Below are 22082 nucleotides of genomic sequence, written 5' to 3'. Positions count from 1 at the left end.
TTCCGCCCATGGCTGGTTTCTCTTCTTTGCTCCCTCCCTAATCTCTTCCTCTTCCTTGTCTTTTTCTGATCGCCCCTTCTGATTTCACAGGAATCCTTCCAAGCCCCACAGCAGGCTGTATCCCATCCATAAAAAGGGATAAAAGGGAATACACATCTCTTTTTTGAATCCTCGTCTTGCCATACAGATTCCTGCCCGGATCCCCAGAAAAAAGAAAGCCAGCAGCAGCACCTGAAGCAGGTTCCATCCTCCCAGATAGATCCCCATTTCCAAAATACCTATACTGTCTCCATATCCTATCTGTTCTCCCGTGACTTTGCTGAGCAGCAGGCAGGCGCTTCCCACTGCGCCGCCTGCCAATGTTTGCCCATCCGGTCCCTCTCCGATGCAAAAGCACAAAGCCAGGACTCCACCTATCGCCAGCAGACTTATGGGAACCTGCTTTTTCTTATAGTCGAGCACTGCCAAGGTCCCCAGCAGTATGCCGCATACGCATCTGTCTAATTCCCACATCTGGAGCATTTCCTCCTTCCCCTTGCTTCTGAGACCGGGATGGAATAAACCGTCCTTTTCAACCCGCTGCAGGATAAGGACCTGTGATATCTGTCTCCCGTAGTGGTAATATAGCAGGCCTTTCCTTTTTTCTTACAAATAGGACAGGCATAATACTTGCCTCCACTTTCATTGCGCAGCCCGGAAATCTGACTTTTTTCTACCTGTCGTATGGAAAGATCCAAATGGGTGCAGTTGGGATCCTTATGGTACACCAGCCCTGTTTCCGTTACATACACCACCTCTTCCCCGTCCATGTCTCCTCCCGCCGGTTCATAGCCTACCCATCCTTTTATTTTTATATGTTCCGTCAACAGGATCGGCGGAATGTGAAATAGGGGGATCGGAATCTTCACCTTGTATGTTACCTGCAGTTTTCCGATTCCAGTCAGCGGAGAAAGAGTCGATCCGCTACAATCAATGCCGCTGCTGCCGCCTTGCAGGATGCTCCCGTCCAGCCTTGATCTTCCGACGGATTCCACAATATCCGCCTCTGCCTTTCCCGGATTCAACAGGGGAATCTCTGCCGCCTCCTGCATCGCATTCCTGCCGGCATATTGAAGCCCTTCCCGTACAGCAATCTGCAGACTCATGATCTCCAGCAAATAGAGGAAGGTGATGACTGTGATCAGAAAAAGCGGGGCGGCACAGGCTGCTTCTAACGTCATTGCACCCCTGCAGGAAGTAAGCCCGGGTACCCTCCCGGCAAATTTAGAATAGAGAGATTGTGAGGGGAGTTTTTTTCTATTCACGTACGGATCCTTCTCCTTTCTTTTCTTAATTTCAGGTTTGTTTTGGGATGTATTTCAGACTGCCGGGAGGGTACCCGGGCTTACTTCCTATCGATATCCATATTCTGTTTCAAATGTATAACGGATCCCTCTCGGGAGCATCGCCTTTGTCTTTATCTGCAGATCCGAGATACAGAAATCACTTCGGAAGAAGGACTGTCCCAGTCGTCCTTTCATATTTCCTTCTATCATGTCCAATGCTCTCCAGGGAAGTTCTTTTCTTTCCTTCAGGTAAAGAACTGCTCTTAAGTAGCCTTTATAAGTCTGTCCTTCTCCAAAATCCTGTCCCTCCAGGCGATCTTCCTCCGTTCCCAGCTTTAAAAGCTGACTCAACTGCAGCTGCCAGGTGGCCTTTGTCTTAACGACAGGTACCTTTCCACCTCTTAGCAGAGTTCTCAGATCCATGATCGTCTCCCCATAGGCCCATGCCAGAAGAATCAGCTGTGCCGCTGCCTCTGTCGCCACCGGAACGGCAAGAGCTGTACACAAAGCTGCTGCCATCCCTTCTGCTTCTGCCCGCATTTCTCCGTCTCCCTGGATATACAGATAATCGGCGACAAATCGAAGCTTTTGGATCGCCTGTACTGTCTTTTTCAGATTTTCCCTGTCCTGAGGCTCCCCATAAAGGATATATTCCAGTTCATAGTCCAGCGCCCCGCCTCCTTTTGTCTCTGTCATTGGCGGAAACTTTTCCAGCAGGTATTCTTTAAACAGGATTTCATCCAGTTTTTCCTGACGTTCCGAAAATCTTCCATACCCCTTGTTCACTGTTCTGCCCTGCAGCATTTCTTCTTTTTTCAGGCACTTCTCAGAAATCTGCTGTTCTCTGGGCATCACCAGCTCCAAAAGCCCTTTGCTTTTTATCTGTTTCATGTGGGTGATGGGGTTTTCCTCTTTTTCCAGATCTGTCTTTTCTTCTGCCAGGATCTCGTCCAGCTTCCTTTCCGACTGGGTTTCTGTTTCCACGATTCCCTTCTCTTTTCCCTTTTGTGTCTCCCACTGTCCTTTTTCTTCTGTCAGTCTCGGCAAATCTACAGGAATCTTGGTCTTCATATACTCCGTTGCCTGTCTGAAAAAAGGAGCGCCTCCTTCCTCTGTCAAAAAGCGGATCCCCGATATCTCCTGCGTCAGGTTCCCTCCTGCATACCACCGGATCCTATCTAACACTTTTGCTTCTTCGTAGGCTCCCGTTTCGTAGGTTCCTTCCAGGCCAAAGATTCCATATTCCTGCAGCAGCTCTTTCTGATATTCTGCGAAAGAGCATTCCATTCCTCTGTTCACATCTGCCCGCTTGCAGTTTTTTGCCGCCTGTACGGAAGCGCTTTCCAGTAATGCGCCTATCAGTCCAATAAAAAGAAGAAGCACCAGACTAAGATATACCGTTATCGAACCCTTTTTCATCAGATTCCCGAGCTTTCACTGACGATTTTATTAAAGATAGACTCTACCAGACTGGTCAGCTGTGATTTAAAAATAATCACCAGTCCGATAAGTACCACCAGGATCAGGATCACTTCCACTACGCCGATCCCTCTTTCCTCCTGCAGTGTCTTCCATAGTCTTTTGATTCGCTTCATATTTTTCCTCCCTCTTTTACACGAAACTCTCTGTTGTACCTTGCTATATCTGTAAAGACAAAAAGGCAGGTGTCATCACAATGATCAATACGGTAAGCAGCATCAGGAACATGGGCAGCAACAGCTTTGTGGAGGCTTCCTCTCCGGCTTTCCTGGCCCTCGCTTTTCTCTCTTCAAACGCCTGTACCGCCTCCGCATGCAGCAGCCCTCCAAGTCCCTGCGTCCCTTTTTTCAGATTCTGTGAAAGCAGGGCGCCCAGCCTGAGATACTCCTGGGTTCCGCAGTTTTTCCCAAAGTCTTCATAACTTTTTCCTTCGGTCTTTCCGCTTTCGATCTCCCGCAGCGTTTTTTGCATCTCTCCGTAAATATATCGAGGCTGTCCCTGTCGCTTTCTTCCATACGCCACCAGTCTCCATGCCCGCTTGGTCGTCATTCCGGCGCCTATATAGACGGCCAGCTTGCTGAGGATCTCCGGATAATCCAGCGTCATCTGCCGCTTTCTTTCTTTTTCCTTCTCCCTCCTTGTCTGGTACTGCATTCCGTAAGCCAGCCCGCCTGTCAGAACTGCCATTCCTGCCAACACCAGTCCTCTTGACTCTCTTTTGGGATAGTAGTCCACCCGCCTGCCACCGATCTTCTCCGGCAGCCAAAATACCTTTTCTTTCCGGTTTTCCCCCTCCCTTTTTTCCACAGCATACGCTATGTCCTGCTTTCTTTGTCTCCTTTTGTCCGATACCGGAGGGACTACACGCACTGCGCGGCGGTACTCCATCTGCTCTTTCCTGTTTCCCGTATAGATGATCCTGGCTTTCAACGCCACCGGTTTTCCTTTGCTTCCCAGTCCCTTTGTCTTGATCCTTCCCCTTGCATCTATGATCTGAAAATCTTCTGTCGTCCAGCTGATCTCTACCGGTTCCCCCGATATCCTGTTCATTAGGTTCAGATCATACTCGATCTGCTCCGGATTTTGGTTCTTCCCCAGCATTTCGGACTCGATCCGTTTTATGACTCTGGAAAATAGTTTTTTTATTTCTTTTTTATCGTAAATCCTTTCTGAGACTGCCACTTTTACCGGATATCGAGCCCTTTCCCCTTCTATCCTTACTTCCCATTCCCGTAGCTTGCTTCCATGCCCTCCTTCCTGCCGCAAAACCTTTTTGGATATCGCCGTTTCAGACCTTCGCCAATCACCGGCAAAAACAACCAGGCCTCCCACAAAGAGCAGTCCGCTCAGGAGAAGCATCAGACTTCTATTTCTAAGATCTTTGTCCCGATGCAGCAGGCTCCTAAATAAAGCGCCAGGCAACCTGTCATCACCCCTTTCCCTAAAACGCTTCCGTATAGTCCCTTCAAAAACTCCGGAAAGCTTACCGTCATATATGCGATCATCCCATAGGGGATCATCGTCATAACCTTTAACTCGTAGGTTTTGGCAGCCAGGATCCCGTCAATTTCCCTCTTTACTTCTATTTTTTCTCCGATCTGGCTGCCTGTGTCCCGAAGGATCTCCAGCATGCCGGCTCCACTTCTCTTAGCCGCTCCCAATACCTCCGCAAACGTATTTACATCATCGGTTCGGACTCTGTCGGCCATCTCTTTCCAGATATCTTCCACCGGCATCTGAATGTTCAACTGCCGGATCATAATATTCAGCTCTTTCTGAATCCTGGTATGTTTCCCATAGAGGACTTTTATCTCCTTTTGTACCTCTTTCATGGCATTCTCCAAAGAATATCCCGCCATCAGGGAGGAGGACAGCATCTGCAGCAAATTTTGAAACTGTTTTAAAAATTCTGCTTCTTTCTTCTTTTCCAGCTTTTTTATCCCTTCCCTCATTCGGATGATCCAAAGAGGCGTCAGAAAAAGAATCGCCCAAAGGCTCCTGTAATACAGCCATGCCGTTGCCGTTACGATCCCCATGCTCTTACCCGCCAGCCTCAGGATCTCCCTCTGTGTCACATCCTGCCGCCAACAGCTTGTCCTGAAAAACCAGGTCGTGTACCTTTTTCCATTCACCTTCTATCCGCCCTTCCCTTTCTCCTTTTTCTTCATAGCAAAACAGGGGCTGCAGCAGAATCCTTTCCTGCTGATATCCGATCACTTCTGTAATCTCCAATACCTTTCTGCTCTTATCTCTGAGGCGCCCTACATGGACGATCAGGTCGATTCCGGAAGCGATCTGCCGTTGGATGGCAGAAAGCGGCACTTCCATTCCCATCAGCACCATCGTCTCGATCCGGCTCAGCATATCTTCCGGACTATTGGCATGTCCGGTGCTGAGACTGCCGCTATGCCCTGTATTCAGTGCCTGCAGCATATCTATCGCCTCCTCTGAGCGGATTTCTCCCACGATAATTCTGTTCGGTCTCATGCGAAGGGCAGATTTGATCAGATCCCGGATCGTGATGGCTCCCTTTCCTTCCAGATTGGCATTTCTTGCCTCCAGACGAACCAGATTTTGGATCCCCTGAAGCCTCAGCTCCGCGTTATCTTCAATAGGGATAACGCACCGCAAAACATACACTTGTTATAATCGTTTCAAGAATGGTGTATTTACAAGGAATACTAGCATTTTAAGCATAAGAAAAGCACCCTATATTTTAAGAGTGCTAACTTTTTTTATGTTTATTTAATGTTTACTATTTTAATATGCATGGATTTCCTTTTTTATCAAGCTATATGTTAATAGTTCAATGCTTGATGATTCCACCATTCATCCGCTATAGATGGAATATTATTATAATCAAAATTATCAAAATTAATTTTCTTAATTGTTTCATTATTGAAAGTTGCTTTGATAACAATATCCTCGCTTATGTTCCCATAAGAATCTTGTAAAGGATAAGTAACATTGATATCAACATTAACATTTATATCTTTTTGAATTCCTTTCAGAACATTTGAAATATCCATATACATTCCTTTTACTGTCATTTTAGAAGATAAGCTCTCACTGCCTTTAAATTTTATTAAAGCAAAGTTATTATCGGGAACATAGTTAAAAGTTTCAAGATTTTCTTCCCCAACAACCTTAACAATTGCTTTTCGCAAATCTTCCTCTATTGATGATTTGTTTTCTTCTTTCTGAGCATCTTGAGACTTTGTTGTTTTTGACGAATCTGTTTTTTCCTTTTTAGAATCTTTTTGTTTCTCTTTTTTCTTAGCTTCTTCCTTTTCAGTCTGTTCCTTTTTCTCCTTCTCAGCTTTTTCTTTAGCTTCTTGCTCTTCCTTTTCCTTAGCTTCTTGCTCCTTAGCTTCTTTTTCAGCCTGTTCTTTTTCCTCTTTCTCCTTCTGTGCTTCTATGCGCCGTTGTTCATTTTCAGCTTTAGTTTCTGGCGTTTCAAATACTGCAAACAATACAATGCTCAAAACAAAAACAATTGCAGATATCAATAAACCTCTGGAATATAATTTCTTTTTTGGCTTCTTCCAAATTTTACGCACAATGGACGCAATGATAAAAAAGATACCCGCAAACATTGAAAACATACATAATAACGTTGCTAACATTTCCATAATTATAATTCCTCACTTTCCTTTACTCTTCTCCTATTATACTGAAAACAATCGGTATATTCAACAATTTCTACCTTCTGTATAGTGAAAATATATATTATGGGAGGTATAACATGATTTCATATGAACCTTTATGGAAAACATTGGAAATTAAGGGTTATTCTACATATTGGTTGTTGAATCATGGTGTAGATAGCAAAACTCTTTATAATCTAAAACATAATAAAAATACAACTCTTTTAACCATCGAAAAAATATGTAGTCTTTTAGAATGTCGTATTGATGAAGTCGTTGAATTTAAAAGCGAATAATATAAAACAGATGCCCATCCAAAAAAATGAACATCTGTTTTTGTTTATGCTTGCTTATTCAATAATACGTCTAATGCATTTGACGCTTCACGTTTCTTTTCTTCCAGTGCATGAGTATATGTGTTTAATGTAGTTTGTATGTTGGCGTGTCCTAATATGGCTTGTACGGTCTTTATATCCGTTCCTAATGCTATATTCAATGTTGCACAAGTATGTCTTAACCCATGCAGGGGAATTACTGGCAATTTGTTTTCTTCCTTTTCAACAGATTGATTATAATAATTGATAAAATCAACAAACTTTCTATATGGTGTTGAAACATTCATGGTTTTCCCATAATTAGTATTTGTTTGAACAAACACACTGTTTTTGTCAAATTCTTTTCCTCTATAACCTTCCCATTTGCTCCCAACCGTCAACATAAAGTTTTTCTGCTCTGTTTTCCATCTGCTCAATAAATCAATCTCCGTCTTTGGAATTGGTATAACTCTATTGGAATTAACTGTTTTTGTTGCTTTTATTGTCTGCCCTTCCTGTGCGTGTCCTGCTGATTTTGTGATACTTAAAGTATTGTTTTCAAAATCTATGTCCTGCCATGTTAATGCAATCAATTCCCCTTTTCTCAATCCACCAAACAGTGCTAAACGATAGAATATTTTGAACTGAATTGGTAACATTCTCTCTTTAATATATGTATCTAATTCTATCACTTTACCGCTCGGAACTGTTATTTTATGTCCTTTAAACGGGACACTATAGGGCTTGTCCATTGCTTCTAAAAACGCCATTGCCTGCTCAAGTGTAAAATGCTTCACATCATTATTACTTTTGTTTCGCTCTCTTGGCAATTCTGCTTTATCACAAGGGTTTTCTTCTATAACATTCCATCTTACCGCTGTTCTCATAATGCCACTAATAATTTTATGAAATTTCTTTATACTGGCAATTTTATAACTCCCTTTTCCGTCTTTCCTTGCATTGTCCTTTGTAAGGCTTCTATAAAATTGTTCCAATATTGCAGGTGTTACTTTTGACATTTTATATTTTCCAATAGCAGGAAGTATAACATTTTTCAAATGTCCGTTATAACTATACAATGTTGTTTCTTCCAAATTTTGTTTTGCTTCTTTCTCTTCCCATTCCTTTGTAAAGTCCGCAAAACTGATTTTATCACCACTATATACCTTACCTGTCTTTACTTGTCGCTCAAAATCAATAGCAAACTCCTGCACCTGTTTTTCTTGCTGTCTTTGTGATTTTGTTATATCGGGTGTGAATGTTGTTGTTACTCTGATTTGCTTATTGTTGGAATCATACCCATTTGAAACAATAATTTGATAAGCACCCTTTTTGCTGTTTTTTATCTTTCTTATTGTTGCCATATCTTACACCCCTTTTAGTTCTCTTGCATTTTTTCCTCATGTTCTCTTATTAACTTATCCAAAGTTGGTCTTGAAACATTTATTTCTTTTGCAAACTGTACTTTGTTTATTTCTCTATTTTTATATCTGCTATACCATAAGTCAAAATTTTTAATGTCTTTAGCTTTTCGACCTTTGTACTTGTTTTCCTGTTTCGCTATTGCAATGCCTTCTCTCTGCCTTTCAAGCAGGTTACTTCTTTCAAATTCTGCAATCGCACCAATCATTGTTAACATTAGCTTTCCTGTTGGTGTTGATGTATCAATGTTTTCTTTGTTAGAAACCAGATGCACACCTTTATCTTCTAATTGTTCTGCAATTCCTAATAAATCTTTTGTGCTACGTGCAAGCCTAGAAAAATCGTGTATATATATCGTGTCACCTTCTCTGACATATTCTAACATTTCTTTCAACTTCGGTCTGTTCGTGTCCTTTGCTGATACTTTTTCTATATACCATTTTTCTATATCATGCACCTTTAACGCTTCTACCTGTCTTGCTTCATTTTGTTCTACTGTTGATACTCTTACATATGCTACTCTCATATCATCATCCTTTGTTTTCTATTTGATAATACAAGTGTAGCATAATGTAAAATTAAAGTCAATAATATGTTTTACACTTTGTAAAATATTATGTTTTTCAATGTATATTTTACATGTTTTGTTATGTTTTGATTTGTAACATTTAAGTATACCTTATTTTGACATTGTTCTATGTTCCTGCACCTTCTGCATTAGGTAATATATTGTCGGCTCTTCCTGCATCTTTTCTAACATATGTGAAAAAACCTTTTTGAAAATCCATGTTCTCACTTTATACTTTTCTTTATAAGCATCCGTCACCACTCTGTAAAGTGCTTCTGTTTCTTCCGCTGTTATGTTCTTTACTTCTTTATCCATGTTACGCCACCCCCATATTTGAATTAAGGAATTTACAAAAGTTATCCCATGAAATCAAGTACTTTCTACCAATCAAAACATATGGCAAAACTCCTGTCTTTATCCATGTTCTGATGGTATACGGTGGCAACCCACTTTTACTAGCAGTTTCATCAATAGTTAACATTAAAGGGGCTTTCTGTTCCTGTTCTTCGCACATTTCCTTTTTTGTTGGAATTGTTTCTACTACCTTCATACTTTCTTTCTGCTTATTACTTGTTCTTTTATTCACTGCTTTTTTCATATTCAACACCCTTTCTTTATTCAAACATAACATTTTCTTTTGGAAAAATAACCGCTTCTGCCTTGTCTAACATAAATCTTTTCATTGTAATGTCTGCCAATTCTTTTCCAACCTCTGCAACCCTGTTATTCTGTTTTTCCTGCCATTTAATTTCTGCATCTGACTTACTAAGCACTAAAAGATTCTCTTTCATTCTCGGAGTGATTAAGCCTTCATACACTGGCATCTGTGATAACTTCATAATCGCAACAGATGTAGCCCTGTCCTGTCGTTTCATCATATCCGAAACAATAACTTTGTTTTTTACATTGTCTTTTGACAACTGTACAAGTAACCGTAAAAGAATGCTATCCGCTTCTGCATTTACCTGTGTTAATGTTTCAATGCTTTCCGAATACCTTTCTTTTTTAAGTGAATCCTGCTTTTTAACAATCTCTTCTCGATTTGTTGCGAGTGTTTGTTTTAACTCCTGCACTCGTTCCTTCATTTGTTTTCGTAACATGGTTAAATCATTTTTATCTGTATAACCGTCAGCTTCTAACGCTTTCAGCTCTTTGTTCAACGCAACAAGTTCTTTATGATTACTTATCTTACTGATTCTTTCAAACAAATTATTTCTTCTCTGTATCAATCTATTTGCAATGTCCTCTGCATCTTCCTGCTTTCTTTTTCCATTTGTTCTGTATTCATATGCTCTTTCAGCCCATGACATAATAATCAACTTCCTTTCTTCTTAACCTAAGTAAATATCGTCTGTTCCCCACTCGTCTGTATCCTCTATCCAATCTGTATTGTTTTCCACATTCCAAATCTCTTGTTCATCTGTTTCATTTGGCTGATATGTTTCACCCGTTGTAATCAACTGAATCCGAATATCTTTGTTTTGTTCTTCTAAACGTTCCGCAACAAAATCTTTTCCGAAACAGCGGTCTAATATGTATGTTGCACACTTGTATCTAATGTCTTGGTTGATACTGTTTGTCATAAGTTCAAACAATTCTTCCAATGCAGGAACGGAATACTTCTTTAACTGTTGTTTGAAAAAGGTAACATTCTGTTTCTCTACTTCATTTAACTTCGGTCTGCCTTTTCTGTTCCCACTTTGTCCTTTTTTCCATGCCAATATCTGTTCACTCCCTCCTGTCTGATATTACATTGCTATCACAATTATATTGTTATCATCTCTTTCCTTTGTTTTCTTGTTTTCCTCTTCCAAACCCTCAAATACCATGTTTAAAATGATTCTGATGAATGTTATATCAAAACCATAACATAACAACGTTAACAATTTTTGATAACTTTTACACCTCTTGCAAACGGATTTCTCGGAACATTTCCTCGAGCTGTTTCACTGTCCCTTCATTTACAACAATTCCTTCTTCTATTGCTTTTGTTTTAATCCTGCTACACTGCACGCTTGCACTTTGTTTTGTGTTTCCCACAATTTTGTAGAACTTAGACATTGCTACTCTGAAAATTCTGTAATCATACTGTATTACGTCATATCGCCTTAGAAACGTTTTATAAGCTCCATTGCCTGCTTTTAAATCATTCAGCACTAAATTTGTTGCATCCTCTAAATACAATCGTATAGGGGGCATAATACTGGCTCTAACGTCCATCACGTATCGTTGTATAAGTTTCTGCATTGATGATTGCTTTAGTATATCAGTCAATGTAACAAGCCCTTTTTTCCCCAATGCCTGTGAAACACCTTTAGCGTTGTAAACAATTTCCATGCGTATTGTTGGCTCTATTTTATTTTCAAGTCCTAATTGCCTATCTTTTCTATAGAACTTGCATTGATACCTACCCGAACTATCTCTTGCTGTTTTAAAACCATCTATAACTTTTGTCTTTATTGTTCTTGCTTCACGTATGTTTACCCCATGGCAATGTTCTATTTGTTGTGCGTCTGACTTTAACAATGCCCTTGCCATTAGTTCTGTAATTGCATCCGCATTTACTCTTGACGGAACACTTTTATTTGCATTGATTTCCAGTTTTTTTACTACGAGTTGTTTTAAGTCATCTGTTCCTAGAATCTCAAGTAAATCATGTTTGACAATATCTATCACATATTCCAACTTTACGGAATCTAACAATGAGAAACCAAATAAATTTGTCGGACGTATAATAGATGGCAAAATAATTGTTACATTATATGTATCCTTTCGTTTTGTTTTATCGACTTCCAAATATAATCGACCTTGTTTGTTCCTCTTCTCTACTCTTTGTTCTACTTTCGGACACTTGCCAGTGATTTCCATTATCACCGCGTCCAATCCTATAACTGTATCATTCAATCAATAATTACACCCCTTTCTTTTCAAAATAAAAAAGGCAACAATAACATAACATTGAAAAATATTTCCTTCAAAATTGTTTGTTATTGTTGCCCTTGCGTTCATCCACTTCGGCTTGTTATTTGTTCTTGTTTTGGCAGATATTTTTATTGGCTATCACTACTTGCATTTATCCTAATACAACTCCATAAAAAAACAGACTACGAAAAAAATCAATAGTCTGTTCTGTTCTCATTAAATTGTTCTTATATAGAGACATAGAAACACACACCATCTTTTCAACATTAATAATTCAATATGTTTTTTGGACATCAAGGTGTACCGCCTAGGTATCGCTTTCTATGCTAATCCTATATATAATACTATATCATTCTTTTTCTAATCTGTCAACCCCCCTTTCCTTATTTTATCTAAATTATTTTTCATTCCAATGTATTCTATCAGATATTTTATATTCTTGCATATCGCATTCCTAGGATACTTGTAATATTTAAACTTGATACCATACTGTATATGATGCAATATACACCACTTGCAAATACTTTCTACCGATACCATTCCCATTTCTATTTCTTTTCTGAATACATCAAAAAAATACTTCTCTGATTCTGTCTTGACCTTAATAATAATACTAACATTATACATATCAATCATATAAAATTGTGGCATATAATACCCCTTTCTTCCTTTGTAAATTATGCTTATTTTATGTTTAAAGTTAAAACAAACGCCAAAAAACAACTATAGAATAGAACAATCAAAACTCCTGCAACCCCTTTGTTTTAAAGGAAAACTGCACATTGCTAAAAACTAGGAAAAGTGCGTTTTAGTTTCAATAGTAATGATCCTTTCATCCTTTGGAATGTACTGCGACAATGCGTTTAAAAAGGTAGTCTTTCCCGATCCGGTCCCTCCACTGATAAAAATGTTATAACCTGCTATCACCAGCTTTCGCAGAAATCTGTCGATCTCCGGGCTGACAGAGCCCCACTTGATCAACTGCTCCATTGTGATCCCCTGTTTTGAAAACTTTCGTATCGTGACCGCAGGCCCATTGATGGCCACCGGATACAGCACCACATTAACCCGGGATCCGTCCGCAAGCCGCGCATCCACAATGGGTGAAACTTCATTTACGACCCGGTTGGATGCCGACACGATCTGCTGGATCACGTCCTCCAGCTTTTCCCTGGAGGCAAACCGCTTATCCGATAGAAAGAGCTGCCCTGCTTTCTCGTAAAAAATGTGCTGCGTTCCATTGATCATCACCTCCGTGATCTCGTCATCCTCCAGAAATTCCTGAAGGATATCCAGTTTGCGGAAGGTATTAAATAATTCTCTGCCCAGATCTGTCTTCTGCTGCAAAGTCAAATGCTCCTGCTCTGACACCTCCTGTAGCACCCGGTAGATCAGGTCGGTCAGCTCCTCGTCTTCCGGATCTCTCGTCATATCCAGTTCTGCCAGGATCTTTGCATATAGCTGCTCTGCTTTGGACATCCGTCCCTCTCTTTCGTATCATTTTGTCCTGTATGTCTTCGTAACCCAGTTTTTTCAGTTCCCAGTCCATCTGTGCCAGTTTTTCTGCTCCCTCTTCTCCCACCGGCACATGGATTTCGGTACATAGTCTCAGAAGCTCATACACCTGCGTCAGACCAGGATCTATATCTAGCACAACCGCTTCGTACAGGCTGTCCTTCTCGATCTGTGACAACAAAAGCTGCCATGTTTCCTTCGGAACATTCTTGATATCCTCCGAAACCGATACCGGTCCCAAATAATCCAGATCCTCCAGATGCCCTGCCATGGTAGATAAAAATCTTCCCAGATTCCCTTTTTCCTGACGGATGTAGTACAGGGCATCCCCTGTATTTCTTCCCCGGGAAAATCTGCCGTCCCGCCCTCCATACACTTCCATGTTGATATATAGGGTACTCCTGTCCCGGCTTAAACGTTTCCCCAGCTCCAGGGCATATTCCGTCTTTCCCGTCCTGCCAACGGGAGAAAAGACTCCCAGGATACGGATACTTCTTTTCCCTGCTGCCGGAAGGAACAAAGCGTCTCCCACCTTTCTTTCCTCACAGCAGTGCAGGATTGCTTCCCATATCCTTTCTCCCGGCTGATAGCGAAAGACTCCTTCCTCATGGGGCAGCAGCTCCTCTCTTCCGGTCTCCTGCAGCACACAGACCACCAGTTCTGAAAATTCCTCTCTTTTTTCTTTCTCAAAAAAACTGCTGATGATCAGCAGGTCAATGCCCGCCTGCTGCCGGATCTCCCGGATCCCTGACAGTTCCTCACAGAGCTGTATCTGAAAAGACAGTTCCTTTCTTCCACCGAGAAATGATGCTAGCGCTTTCCCGTAGCCCTCTTCTTCATCACAGATGATCAGCCGCTTTCTCTGCACATATTCTCCCTCCTATCCTCCCACATTTTGAAATTGCCTTTTGGAGTCTTCCAGCATCGCATTTTGAAACTGGGTGTGTTGAAGCCTGACTGCTTTTAAAAACAGTCCGTTCCCTGCAAAACAGAATTCTTTATAGATTGTTTCAATTGAAAAAAACTGCCGAATTGGCAAGACGATCAGATCGTTTGATACAAGCTAAGATTTGCTTGTAGGGAGATTATATAACCGCACTTTCTTCTTGTCCATCCTTTTTCTAAAAATCTTCAAATTTTGTGCAGTTTGTGTAGTCTGTCTGATGGCAACAAGGGAATCTCTCCTCTATAAAACCCGCACCTTCTGCTGCCTCTCCCTCAAGGGTTCTTGTCAAAAATAAGGGCATTCCCCCTTTGGCTCCGTCACTTTCCCGTAACTTTCCCTTTGAAATGCCCTTATTTGCCGTCCCTGTTCCGAAAGAATTTTTGCAGGTTTCTGTAAAGATCTCCCAGGCAGACAGCCAAATGTATTCTGTTTTTTTGCAGGAGCCTTACCGCCAAATGGTAGTAAAGATCCTGGTACTTCCCCGGCGACAGCGCTTCCTTTTTTTCTGTTTTCTCCAAGATCCATCGTGTATCCGCATCCTCCAGAAGTTTTCGGTACTCTCGGATCCTGTGCCGCCGTGCAGGAAGCTTCCCCAAATTCGTATTGATATGCAGCAGCACCCCCAGCAGATAGATCCGCAGCTCTTTTGTAAACTCTGCCGCTTCCTCCCGGTATCCTGCCATCTGCCGGATCAGTTTTTCCTCTTCCAGAAAATGTTGCCCGGAATATGTCTGTGTCGTGGAACCCGGAGTTTTCCGATAATAATACAGCGCCTCATCCAGCGTCCGTACCTTCCTGCTTCTGCCAAGATACTGCAGATTAAAGCAGACATCTTCTCCTATCCGGAGCTGTTCCGGGAATTGTATCCCGTTTTTCCGGATCACGTCCAGCCTGTACAGCTTGGCGCAGCTGATGGCAAGAGATGCGCTTTGGAGCGTAAAACATTCCCGGACTTCTGACTGTCCGGCTGTCTGATCCAGCGTCGCCCTCAGGATCTCTTTTGCTTCAAAATCTCCTACCCTGCCGGTCAGCTCCCTGTCTTTTTCTCCTCTGTGGTAATTAAAATACAACGCATCTGTCTCCTGCCCCAGATAGGGGCGAAGCCTTGCGATCGCTCCCTTTTCCAGATAATCGTCTGAGTCCACGAAGCAGATCCATGTCCCCCTGGCCTTTTGGATCCCAAAATTTCTGGTGTGGGAAACGCCTCTGTTTTCCTTTCGATAATACCGGATGCACGGGTGTGCCTGCGCGTATGCTCTGCAGATCTCCTGGCTTTTATCCACAGATCCATCGTCGATACACAGGATCTCTACCTCCGGATCCTCCTGCCGCAGTAGCTTATCCAGCAGTTCTTTCAGGTACTTTTCCGCCCCATATACCGGTATGACGATGGATATTTGTTCTCTTCCCATTTCCCGCTCTTTCCTGCTTTCTGCCACGTTTGTCCATCCTCTTTTCTCTTCCATCTCAGGGTACAAAGACCATGACTTTTCTTCTGCCTTTTACAACGCCTCAATAAAGTCTATGACCATTTGATTTATTCTATGATTATTCGACTGAAATTTCTTTGGATGAAATGTTTTGATTTCTTCTATCGCCCTTTTCAGTTCTTCTTTCTTTTCTGCGCTTAATACATACCCTTCCCTGGTAAGTGCATCCCGAAGCTCCAGCTGATGATCATCCACATGCTCCTTGTACCGTTCCCTTCTGGGAAAAAGGATTACTTTTTTCCCCAGTTTTAAAAGAGGAATCACACTGCCTGTCCCTGCATGCGTAATGACAAACTCCGCTTCCTCCATATACTTCTGAAAGGCTTCCCGGCTGATCAGATGAAAGCTCCTGTAATGTCTGGGACGGTAATCTGTACTTCCGATCTGTGCCACGATCTCCTCTCCCTTTAAAACATTCTCTTCACATAATTCATCCAGTAAGCGCAGCAATCTGTCCAGTTTATATTCTGTCGCTCCCACACATACCAATATCAATAGATCCACCCTCCATACACTGACCCCGGCGCCAGCTTTAACAATTCCTCCCATTGTACAATAAACAGGTCCGTATACCTGTGCAGCAGCTTTGCCGTTTGATTCAAAGACTTCATTCTTGCAAAGCTTTCAATATAAATCACCTTTTTTCTGAAAAAATGAGCATACAGACAGGTGGGAATCGCCACCCCCGCCCCTGTTGTGATCACTACATCCGGCCTTTCTTTAAAAAAAATAAAAAGCTGCTGAATGGCTGTCCCGATAAATCGAAAGAAAAATTGAACCCGCTTTTTTCTGTAAAAATCTCCCACCAGGTACTTTTTCTCCCGAAAAGCCGCTGTGCTGGCATTTTTCGGCACGATATAATAATGTGGATATTTTTCTGCCACCTCTTTCAATTGCCGGATCTGTTCAAAATGTCCGCCGGAAGACGCAATAAAGCAGATCTTTTTTTCACCCTTCATTTTGCTTTCCTTTCTCCTAATCTCTCTGGAAGATATCTCTCGTATAAACCTTGTCCTTCACATCATCCAGGCAGGTATCGTACCGGTTTGCGATAATGGCATCCGACCGCTCTTTAAAAACAGTCAGGTCGTTTACCACGCTGGCGCCGGAAAACAGACTATCTTCCCTGAGGGAGGGCTCGTACACGATTACCCTGACGCCTTTTTTCTGGATCCGTTCCATGATCCCCCGGATAGCAGAATGGCGGAAATTATCGCTGTTACTTTTCATGGCAAGTCGATACACACCGACAACGCCTCTTTCCTCTTGTTCCTGCTTTGTTCCCCTTTGCTTCGTGCCTGCGCCTTCTTTCTCTTCCTGATATCCCGCCAGCTTCAGCACCTGCTTTGCAATAAATTCTTTTCTGGTACGATTGCTCTCCACGATGGCTGACATCATATTTTGAGGAACGTCCTCATAATTTGCCAGAAGCTGTTTCGTATCTTTCGGGAGGCAGTATCCTCCATAGCCAAAGGAAGGATTGTTGTAATGGTCTCCGATCCTGGGATCCAGGCAAACACCCTGTATGATTTTTTGAGTATCCAGCTGCTTACTCTCACAATAGGTATCCAGTTCATTGAAGTAGCTGACCCGCAAAGCCAGATAGGTGTTTGCAAACAGCTTGACTGCTTCTGCCTCCGAGGCTCCCATGAAGATCGTGTCCACTTCCTTTTTCACAGCGGCCTCCTGCAAAAGATCGGCAAAAATGGCGGCCTGTTTCCCGGCCGGCCCCTCTTCCTCTACGCCCAAAATGATCCTGGACGGATAAAGATTATCATAGAGTGCTCTGGACTCCCGCAAAAATTCCGGACAAAATATCAGATTTTCTGTCCGAAACCGTTTTTTAGCTGCATTGGTATAACCCACCGGAACGGTAGACTTGATCACGATGGCCGCTTCTTTGTTGCACGCCAGAACCGTTTGGATCACTTTATCCACCGCCGAGGTATCAAAATGCAGGGTCGCAGTATCATAATTTGTGGGAACTGCCACCACCACAAAGTCCGCAGCCCCATAGGCTTCCTCCGGCTGCCAGGTTGCCCTCAGATGCAGCCTCTTCTCTGCCAGATATCTCTGGATTCCCTCATCCTGGATAGGCGATCGCCTCTGATTGATCGCATCCACCTTTTCCCGGACAATGTCCACCGCTATTACCTGATGATACTGAGAAAGCAAAATGGCAACAGATAGTCCTACGTATCCGGTTCCCGCCACTGCGATCCTGTACTGCTTTTCCATCTTTCTCTCCGTTCTGCCGCCTTTTAAACTACAGCATCAAGTATTTTTACATGGATCCTTTTCCGCTGATCATCACGCCCACCGTCTGCAGGATCAGTCGGAAATCCAGTTCCATACTCCAGTTTTCAATATACTCCACATCCCACTTTACGACTTTTTCAAAATCTGTCACTTCACTTCGCCCGTTCACCTGCCAAAGTCCTGTCATACCGGGTATGGTCGCCATTCTTGCCCGATGGTGCTTGGAATACCGCTCCCACTCCTCCACCAGCGGAGGTCTGGTGCCTACCAGAGACATCTCGCCTTTCAGCACGTTCCAGAACTGTGGAAATTCATCCAGCGAAGTTTTTCGTATAAAACTTCCGATCCCTCTTCCCGGTCCCTTGTAGTTTCCAATGATCCGGGGATCATCTTCCACCTTGAACATCAGGCCTTCCTTGTTGCGGTTCTTTTTCAGCAGCTCTTTTTTTCGTCCTTCTGCATCCAGATACATGCTGCGAAACTTGTATATTTTAAATCTTCGTCCATTTTTTCCTACTCTCTCCTGGCTGAAAAATACAGGTCCGGGAGACTGGATGTAGATGATGGGTCCAATGACCAGCAGCAGTCCCAGGGTGATCAGGCATCCCACCGTACCTCCCAGGATGTCTATGGCTCTTTTTACCGCCGCCTGCCGAGAGGTGATCACATTGGCGCTGTATGTCAGCACGGTATAGGAATTCATCCGCTCCACCAGACGCTTCCCCAGAAAATCATTTTCCTCCATTTCCGGATGATTGCAGTGTACGGTGACTCCCATCTTTACACACTGGGCGATCAGATCCTGATACGCTTCCTGCCGCCCTGCAAGATGTAAAAATATTTCATCCACCCATTCCGTTCTGATATATTCCAGAACCGTGCTCATCTCTGCCACCACCGGGATCCCCTGGATCTGCTCTTCCTTCTTCCCGTCGTCTGTCAGGATAATCCCCCGGATCCGGAATCTGCCGTAGTTGTTTTCCCGGATTCTTTGAATCACAGTATCTGCCAGCTCTCTCGTTGTAAGGATCAAAAGAGAGTGCTTTCCTATCTGCTTCTTTTTTTTGTGAAACAGCCGTCTTTTCCACAGGCTCCGGACGCCATAAGTCAGCGCCAGGTAGATCCCTCCTGTCAGGATCCAGATCATCTTGCAGTATTCATCTCCTATTCCCGCCAAAAGCAGGTAGGCCGACAGCATCAGAAAGATCAGCGCCGTGTTCTTGAAGGTAGCTTTCAGTTCTTCGTAATAGCCTCGTTTCAAGACATTCCGGAAGGTTTCAAAGAAGACCGTCACAAACACCTGGAGCAGAAGAAGGACCAGAAACATTTTCCAATACGCCTGCTTTCCCACTGTCCTGCTCCAGTCTCTGCCATGCAGAAAAAAAGCCACGGCAAAAGAAAGTCCCAGACAGATCTGATCCAACATGATAAAGTCTATGTGCTTCATCCATCCGCTTCTTGCTTTGGAGTACATCTTCTTTCTCCTCTCCTGTTCGGCTTCTCCCGCTTTTTATCTTTTCTTCCCACCGTTTTCTTCGTTCTCTGCCTGCCGGGATGCTGTGTTCCTTCTGATACAGCGAGCGCCCCTATCCTTTCACCCGCAGACCGCCTGTAACATCGGCCTTGAAAAACGCTTTGTTCTGCGTATATGCCCTGTTTCTCCTACTGATCTGACAGATCTACATTCGCCTGGCCGCCCGCCTTTACGGCAATCTCGTCGCTGTATTTCTGTGCCTGTGAGGAAGGAAGATAGTTCTCCTCCTTCTGCAAAAACAGGTGCAGCTTTGCATTCATTTCCGTCAATGTAACCGGCGCTTCCACCCAGGCTCCTTCTATGATCCCACCATAAAACACCTGTGGAAACGCATTCATTTCTTCTACCTGATATTCTGACAGTTGCTTCATTCTTTTTAACAGATCTTCCGCAGAGAAATTGGTACGGACCCCTTTTCCCAGCCTTTCCAGAAGCTGTCTTTTCTTGTCTGCCGAAAGAGACTTTGCCTTTTCAAACAGTTGAAACAGAACCGCCCTTTGCCTTTCCGTCCGCTTATAGTCGCCGCCTTCTGTATACCGGATCCTGGAAAAGGCAACTGCCTGGGTTCCATCCAGCACATACGTCCCCGCTTTTTCGATCTTTCCGGAAGATGTTTTTCGGATGGTGTTTACTTCTTTGATATAGGAATTGATCACATCCGCTTCTTCCTCGTCCAGCGTCTGCTCCACTCCCCCCACAGCATCTACTGCCTCTGCCACTCCCTGAAAGTTTACCGTCAGGTATTGGGAGACCTGCAGATCAAAATTCCGGTTGACCGTATCCACTGCAAGCTCCGGGCCTCCGTAAGCATGGGCATGTGTGATCTTTTCAAATCCATGCCCTTCGATCCATACCAGGCAGTCTCGGTACACGGATGCCACCCGGATCGTCTTCTTTTCGTGATCCACCTGAACCAGCATAATGGAATCGGACCGGGTGCCTTCTCCCAGCTCATTTTCCCTGCTGTCCACTCCAAAGATGGCAAACATTTCCGATCCTTTCTGATCCTCTTCCTGCTCTCCCTTTTCCTCGGAGCGTTTTACTGTTACCTGCTTTCCTTTCGTTTCCGGGGAAGAAGGGGTGTCTTCTGCTTCTCTCTTTGCTCCCGCCGTCTTTAGCAGATAGCTTCCCAACAGGATCCCTCCCAGCAAGGCTACTGCTATTGCTGCTGCCGCTATTCTTCTTCGCCGTCCGGATGCTTCTTGCTTTTTCATTCTCCTCTTCCCTTATTGTCGATTCCATACTGGCCATAGTAGCTGCCATACCCATGAAATCCCTTCTTTACCTTATTCAGCACCACGCCCAAAATCTTTACTTCTGAAAGTTCCAGCTGCCTGATCACTCCCTGCAGCAGTCGCCTTCCCGCTCTTTTCTGTTCCACCACAAGGACTGCCCCGTCGCATTTTTTTGCGATCAGCGCAGCGTCAATGGCAGCCCCCAGCGGCGCGGTATCGATCAAAACATAGTCGAAGGTTTCCCGTCCAAACTCTATCAATCTTTGAAAATATTCTTTTTCCAGGATTTCCGTAGGATTGGGCACTGTCGGTCCCGCAAAGACCATAAACAGTCCGGAGACATCCGTCCCGTACAAAACTTCTCCAGCCGGTCTCTGTCCCGACAGATAATGAGACAATCCCAGCAGCTCCCCTTTGTTTACTTTGACCCGCAGGCGCCCTGCCAGCACGGATTTTCTCATATCTGTATCGATCACCAGAACCTTTTTCCCGGATTCTGTCAGGGATCTGGCCAGCTCTACCACGACCGTACTCTTTCCTTCATCCGGCATGGCGCTGGTAAACAGGATCACCTTCTTGTCATCTCCACAAAACTGAAGATTCGTTCGCAGCGCTCTCAAAGATTCCTGCCACGCATAACTCTGCTTTTTGATTTTTTCTAATCTTACCGTCTGCATTCCTGCTCTCCTATCCCTCGTCCGGTTATCTCTTTCGATAATTCCGTCTCCTGTCCGCTTCTGCCTCTTCCTCCGGCAGCACGCCCAATATCTGAAGTCCCAGCTTCTTCTGAACGTCTTCTTCCGTCAGGATCGTATCGTGGAAGATAAACGGAAGGACAATCGATACCACTGCCAAAAGAAATCCCAGCAGCCCGGCTATCAGTGTATTCCTTTTTATGTTTGGTGCGGCTGGATTTTCGTCCGCATACCCGTACTGAATGACGGAGGGTGCATCCTGTCCCATCTTGTCGGAAATAAATCCGGCAGACAGATCTGCCAGTTCATCCGCAATGGCCTTTGCTCTTTTAGAGCTGGTGTCTGTCACTGTAATTTCCAGGATCCTGGAATCCTGAGGATTTGTCACAGAAATCCTCTCCTGCAGGCTCCGGTAGGTTTCCTCCAGCTTCAGGTTTTCTATCACCTGCTCCAGCACCGGCCGTCCGGTTATCACCACTTTATAATCATTTGTCAGGTTCGTTCCCATCTGTAGATCTGCCAAACTGGTAATAGACGTACTCTTTGTAAATACATATAAAAGAGAGGTAGACTGGTAGCGGGTTTCCATCAGAAATTTACTGGCTCCAAATCCGATTCCTGCCGTCAGGATCACCAGGATCACAATTCTCTTCCATCTTGTCACAAGCTCCATCGTCAGTTCCAGCAGATTGATTTCCTGCTCCCCCTGATCCCGTCTCTTCTCTCCCATA

The 22082-nt window shown here is 43.6% G+C and carries 23 protein-coding genes and 2 pseudogenes; 1 reads left to right on the top strand and 24 read right to left on the bottom strand.

Annotation, left to right across the window (positions count from 1 at the left end; genetic code table 11):
* Positions 1-84: 84 nt before the first annotated feature.
* The 8 genes and pseudogenes from FYJ34_RS06935 to FYJ34_RS06900 form a co-directional block, all read right to left on the bottom strand.
* On the bottom strand, positions 85-513 hold the full coding sequence (locus FYJ34_RS06935) for a prepilin peptidase (RefSeq protein WP_154477281.1): 429 nt from the start codon (positions 511-513) through the stop codon (positions 85-87).
* Entirely contained in the window at positions 501-1220 is a 720-nt protein-coding gene (locus FYJ34_RS06930) for a pilus assembly protein (protein WP_206671424.1), read from the bottom strand. The genes FYJ34_RS06935 and FYJ34_RS06930 overlap by 13 nt, the downstream gene beginning before the upstream one ends.
* A gap of 171 nt (positions 1221-1391) precedes the next feature.
* Complete coding sequence (locus FYJ34_RS06925) at positions 1392-2744, bottom strand: DUF5702 domain-containing protein (protein ID WP_154477279.1); 1353 nt, start codon at positions 2742-2744, stop codon at positions 1392-1394.
* Positions 2744-2920 carry a Flp1 family type IVb pilin gene (locus FYJ34_RS06920; protein ID WP_154477277.1) on the bottom strand — a complete coding sequence of 59 codons (177 nt, stop codon included), beginning with the start codon at positions 2918-2920 and terminating at the stop codon, positions 2744-2746. Before FYJ34_RS06920 ends, FYJ34_RS06925 begins: the two co-directional genes overlap by 1 nt.
* A gap of 43 nt (positions 2921-2963) precedes the next feature.
* On the bottom strand, positions 2964-4136 hold the full coding sequence (locus FYJ34_RS06915; protein WP_173017073.1) for a type II secretion system F family protein: 1173 nt from the start codon (positions 4134-4136) through the stop codon (positions 2964-2966).
* Between the two features lie 26 nt (positions 4137-4162).
* Positions 4163-4879: a type II secretion system F family protein gene (locus FYJ34_RS06910; protein ID WP_276959937.1), complete on the bottom strand. Its 717-nt coding sequence runs from the start codon at positions 4877-4879 to the stop codon at positions 4163-4165.
* Positions 4845-5426, bottom strand: a pseudogene (locus FYJ34_RS06905) (CpaF family protein); the annotation flags it as partial. The gene FYJ34_RS06910 and the pseudogene FYJ34_RS06905, both read right to left, overlap by 35 nt.
* Positions 5427-5602: 176 nt before the next feature.
* Positions 5603-6436 carry a hypothetical protein gene (locus tag FYJ34_RS06900; protein WP_154477271.1) on the bottom strand — a complete coding sequence of 278 codons (834 nt, stop codon included), beginning with the start codon at positions 6434-6436 and terminating at the stop codon, positions 5603-5605.
* 113 nt (positions 6437-6549) lie between these two features.
* Here FYJ34_RS06900 and FYJ34_RS06895 point away from each other — a divergent pair, with 113 nt between their 5' ends.
* Positions 6550-6747, top strand: a complete 198-nt coding sequence (locus FYJ34_RS06895; RefSeq protein ID WP_154477269.1) for a helix-turn-helix domain-containing protein — start codon at positions 6550-6552, stop codon at positions 6745-6747.
* A gap of 44 nt (positions 6748-6791) precedes the next feature.
* On the opposite strand, the gene FYJ34_RS06890 is transcribed toward FYJ34_RS06895, so the two are convergent.
* The 16 genes and pseudogenes from FYJ34_RS06890 to FYJ34_RS06815 form a co-directional block, all read right to left on the bottom strand.
* Positions 6792-8129: a tyrosine-type recombinase/integrase gene (locus FYJ34_RS06890; RefSeq protein WP_154477267.1), complete on the bottom strand. Its 1338-nt coding sequence runs from the start codon at positions 8127-8129 to the stop codon at positions 6792-6794.
* Positions 8130-8143: 14 nt separating this feature from the next.
* The gene (locus FYJ34_RS06885) at positions 8144-8713 is read right to left on the bottom strand and encodes a recombinase family protein (protein WP_154477265.1); all 570 of its coding nucleotides are present in this window, start codon (positions 8711-8713) and stop codon (positions 8144-8146) included.
* Positions 8714-8866: 153 nt separating this feature from the next.
* Complete coding sequence (locus FYJ34_RS06880) at positions 8867-9070, bottom strand: hypothetical protein (RefSeq protein ID WP_154477263.1); 204 nt, start codon at positions 9068-9070, stop codon at positions 8867-8869.
* 1 nt (position 9071) lies between these two features.
* Positions 9072-9353: a helix-turn-helix domain-containing protein gene (locus FYJ34_RS06875; protein ID WP_173017072.1), complete on the bottom strand. Its 282-nt coding sequence runs from the start codon at positions 9351-9353 to the stop codon at positions 9072-9074.
* A 16-nt stretch (positions 9354-9369) separates the two neighbouring features.
* Positions 9370-10065, bottom strand: coding sequence for a hypothetical protein (locus tag FYJ34_RS06870; protein WP_154477259.1), 696 nt, complete (start codon positions 10063-10065; stop codon positions 9370-9372).
* Between the two features lie 21 nt (positions 10066-10086).
* Positions 10087-10476, bottom strand: coding sequence for a hypothetical protein (locus tag FYJ34_RS06865; RefSeq protein ID WP_154477257.1), 390 nt, complete (start codon positions 10474-10476; stop codon positions 10087-10089).
* Positions 10477-10654: 178 nt separating this feature from the next.
* Positions 10655-11629 carry a hypothetical protein gene (locus FYJ34_RS06860; RefSeq protein WP_154477255.1) on the bottom strand — a complete coding sequence of 325 codons (975 nt, stop codon included), beginning with the start codon at positions 11627-11629 and terminating at the stop codon, positions 10655-10657.
* An 861-nt stretch (positions 11630-12490) separates the two neighbouring features.
* Positions 12491-13156, bottom strand: a pseudogene (locus FYJ34_RS06855) (CpaF family protein); the annotation flags it as partial.
* A 1332-nt stretch (positions 13157-14488) separates the two neighbouring features.
* On the bottom strand, positions 14489-15577 hold the full coding sequence (locus FYJ34_RS06850; protein WP_173017071.1) for a glycosyltransferase family 2 protein: 1089 nt from the start codon (positions 15575-15577) through the stop codon (positions 14489-14491).
* Between the two features lie 63 nt (positions 15578-15640).
* Positions 15641-16123: a PssE/Cps14G family polysaccharide biosynthesis glycosyltransferase gene (pssE, locus tag FYJ34_RS06845; RefSeq protein WP_173017070.1), complete on the bottom strand. Its 483-nt coding sequence runs from the start codon at positions 16121-16123 to the stop codon at positions 15641-15643.
* Positions 16120-16587: a PssD/Cps14F family polysaccharide biosynthesis glycosyltransferase gene (gene pssD / locus FYJ34_RS06840; RefSeq protein WP_154477248.1), complete on the bottom strand. Its 468-nt coding sequence runs from the start codon at positions 16585-16587 to the stop codon at positions 16120-16122. Before pssD ends, pssE begins: the two co-directional genes overlap by 4 nt.
* A gap of 16 nt (positions 16588-16603) precedes the next feature.
* Entirely contained in the window at positions 16604-17866 is a 1263-nt protein-coding gene (locus tag FYJ34_RS06835) for a nucleotide sugar dehydrogenase (protein WP_154477246.1), read from the bottom strand.
* A 46-nt stretch (positions 17867-17912) separates the two neighbouring features.
* Positions 17913-19361, bottom strand: a complete 1449-nt coding sequence (locus tag FYJ34_RS06830) for a sugar transferase (protein ID WP_154477244.1) — start codon at positions 19359-19361, stop codon at positions 17913-17915.
* 188 nt (positions 19362-19549) lie between these two features.
* Positions 19550-20635 carry an LCP family protein gene (locus FYJ34_RS06825; RefSeq protein ID WP_154477236.1) on the bottom strand — a complete coding sequence of 362 codons (1086 nt, stop codon included), beginning with the start codon at positions 20633-20635 and terminating at the stop codon, positions 19550-19552.
* Entirely contained in the window at positions 20632-21333 is a 702-nt protein-coding gene (locus FYJ34_RS06820) for a polysaccharide biosynthesis tyrosine autokinase (RefSeq protein ID WP_154477235.1), read from the bottom strand. Before FYJ34_RS06820 ends, FYJ34_RS06825 begins: the two co-directional genes overlap by 4 nt.
* 25 nt (positions 21334-21358) lie before the next feature.
* The gene (locus tag FYJ34_RS06815; protein WP_154477233.1) at positions 21359-22081 is read right to left on the bottom strand and encodes a YveK family protein; all 723 of its coding nucleotides are present in this window, start codon (positions 22079-22081) and stop codon (positions 21359-21361) included.
* Position 22082 lies beyond the last annotated feature (1 nt).

Source organism: Suipraeoptans intestinalis (assembly GCF_009696485.1).
GTDB classification, from domain to species: domain Bacteria; phylum Bacillota; class Clostridia; order Lachnospirales; family Lachnospiraceae; genus Suipraeoptans; species Suipraeoptans intestinalis.
The sequence above is the reverse complement of the archived record's forward strand: the minus strand, read 5'-3'. Positions and strand labels throughout refer to the sequence as shown.